Genomic DNA, 2,695 nt, shown 5'->3' with positions numbered 1-2,695 from the left:
CACCGTCGCCTCGAAGCGCTTGCACTCGCCGACGGCGTCCCCGTCCAGCTGGTAGGGCACCGGCTCGGGGGTCTCCACGACGAACGTCGTCACCTGCGCCCGCTGGACGCCCTTGGTGTCGGACCGCCTCAGCATGCCCGTGGCCATCGCCGCCCACTCGCCCATGTTCTTCGGAGTCGCGATGAGGACGTCGAGCAGCCCGTCGTCGGGCGCCGCGTCGGGGGCCACGTCGATCTGGCCGGGAATCTGTCCCACGTTCGCCACCAGTACCATGGACGCCTCGACCTCCTCGGTCTTGCCGTCGTCGGCCGACAGCCGCACGGGGAACGGTGGCCTGTTCAAAGCGTTTGCGGCCGCCACCACGTACGCCGCAGGTCCGACCACCTTCTTCAGATCTTCGTTGGTGTCGCTCATGATGGTCGCGTCCGCGCCCATGCCGGCCATGACGGCCGAGGCGTCGGCCGGCTGGTCGTCGGCCTTGATCTCGACGAGGTCGATGCTGCGCGCGGTGCCGCCGAACGCCACGTCGAGCGCGTCGGCCATGTCGAGCGGAATGCCGAGGTTGCGCGCCAGCAGATTGCCCGTGCCCGCCGGCAGGATCGCCACCGGCGTGCTCGACCCGGACATCGCCGCGCACACCGCCCGCACCGTCCCGTCGCCCCCTGCCGCCATCACCAGGTCGACCTTGCGGCGCAGCGCCCGCCGCGTCGCCGACGCCCCCGGGTCGTCCGCCTCGGTCTCGAGCCACAGCGGCGCGTCCCAGCCGCGCTCGGCGCATTCGCCTTCGACGTGCCGCCGGAACACCACCGGGTCGGGGATCTTCGTCGGGTTGTAGATCACCGCCGGACGCCGCGGCACCCCGTCCCCGCCGCGCGCGGCCCTGGTGAGCTCGGGCAGCTTCCCCACGCGGACCCCCGCCAGGGCCAGCGCCAACGACGCGACCACCCCGCCCAGGAAGCCGCCGCCGATGAGGTCACTGAACCAATGGGCGCGCAGCGCCCACCGGTCGTAGAAGATGAACCACCACACGACCGCCAGCCCGGCGGCGGCGAGCCAGCCGAACAGGCGGCGTTGCCGCGTGGTGACCAGCCCGGCCACCAGCATCACGACCAGCACCGTGATCGCCGTCATGTGCGCCGACGGGTACCCGTAGCCCTCCGACGTGATCAGGTCCGGCGACGTCGGAGGACGCGGTCGCGCGAAGGCGAGCTTCGCCACCTGGTAGGCGCCGAACGTGAACGGGATCGCCAGCCCCGCCGCCCAGGCGAGGTTGTTGAGCCGCCGGCGCGACGCCCACAGCGCCAGCAGCGCCAGCCCCACGAACTGCACGTAGGGCACGGTCACCACGGCGATCGCGGCGAGCACCTGACCCCACGCCGACTGCGGGTCGACGCCGGGCGTGGTGGACGCGGCGTCCGGCCCGGAGAACGCGTCCAGGCTCAGCGTGAGCCAGGTCCACAGTGCGAACAACATGGTCGTGGCTAGGAGGAACACGTGGGCCATGCTGAACCGGGCGCGCATGTGCCCAGTGTGTCACCCCGGAAGCCCGGGCCGCAGCACCAGCAGCCCGGCAGCGGGGCCGAGGCGGCGGCGTCCGACCGATAGACTCTGCTCTCGTGATCGACCCGAAGATCCTGCGCACCGACCCCGACCGCATCCGCCGTAGCCAAGCTGCGCGCGGGGAGTCGGTCGACCTCGTCGACCAGCTCGTCGCGGCCGATGCGCGGCGGCGCGAGCTCATCGCCGGCTCGGAGTCCCTGCGGGCCGAGCAAAAAGCCTTGTCGGCACGCATCCCGAAGGCGAGCCCGGAGGAGAAGCAGGAACTGTTGGGGCGGACGAAGGCGCTGGCGGCGTGCGTGAAGGAAGCGACGGCCGAGACGGCCGAGGCCCAGGAGACGTTCGACGCGCTCATGCTCCAGCTCGGCAACCTGGTGATCGACGGCGTCCCGACGGGTGGGGAGGACGACCTCTACGTCATCGACAGCTGGGGCACGCCGCGCGACTTCGCCGCCGAGGGCTTCACTCCGCGGGACCACCTCGAGATCGGTGAACTACTCGACGGCATCGACATGGAGCGCGGCGCGAAGGTGTCGGGCAGCCGGTTCTACTTCCTCAAGGGGCAGGTGGCCCAACTCGAGTTCGCGCTGCTGCAGCACGCGATGGCGATGGCGGCCCAGTGGGGGTTCACGCCGATGATCGTGCCGTCGCTGGTGCGCCCGGAGGCCATGGCCGGCACCGGCTTCCTCGGCCAGGCGGCCGAGGACGTCTACCGGATCGAGCGCGACGACCTCTACCTGGTGGGCACCTCCGAGGTGGCGCTGGCGGCCTACCACTCCGACGAGATCCTGCCCGCCGAGACGCTGCCGCGACACTACGTGGGCTGGTCGAGTTGCTTCCGCCGAGAGGCGGGCGCCTACGGCAAGGACACGCGGGGCATCTTCCGGGTGCACTGGTTCGACAAGGCCGAGATGTTCGTCCACTGCGCGCCCGAGGATGCCGAGGCGGAGCACGAGCGCCTGCTCGGGTTCGAGAAGGAGTTCATCAGCTCGCTGGAGATCCCGTTCCAGGTGCTCGACGTCGCCTCGGGCGATCTGGGGTCGTCGGCGGCCCGCAAGTACGACTGCTACGGCTGGCTGCCCACCCAGGAGCGCTACCGCGAGATCACGTCGACCTCGAACTGCACCGAGTTCCAGGC

2 protein-coding genes are annotated in these 2,695 nt (G+C 71.1%); one reads left to right on the top strand and one right to left on the bottom strand.

Annotated elements, in window-relative coordinates; translation table 11 throughout:
• Window positions 1-1,521, bottom strand: a 1,521-nt coding sequence (locus Q1K57_RS11955; protein WP_300082900.1) for a diacylglycerol kinase family protein, incomplete at its 3' end; no start/stop codon positions are given.
• Between the two features lie 95 nt (window positions 1,522-1,616).
• Here Q1K57_RS11955 and serS point away from each other — a divergent pair.
• Window positions 1,617-2,695, top strand: a 1,079-nt coding sequence (gene serS, locus Q1K57_RS11950) for a serine--tRNA ligase (RefSeq protein ID WP_300082897.1), incomplete at its 3' end; no start/stop codon positions are given.

This window comes from Propioniciclava sp., from assembly GCF_029977985.1.
In the GTDB taxonomy this organism is placed as follows: Bacteria; Actinomycetota; Actinomycetes; order Propionibacteriales; family Propionibacteriaceae; genus Propioniciclava.
Note: the sequence above shows the minus strand (reverse complement) of the source record. Positions and strands in the feature narration are given on the sequence as shown.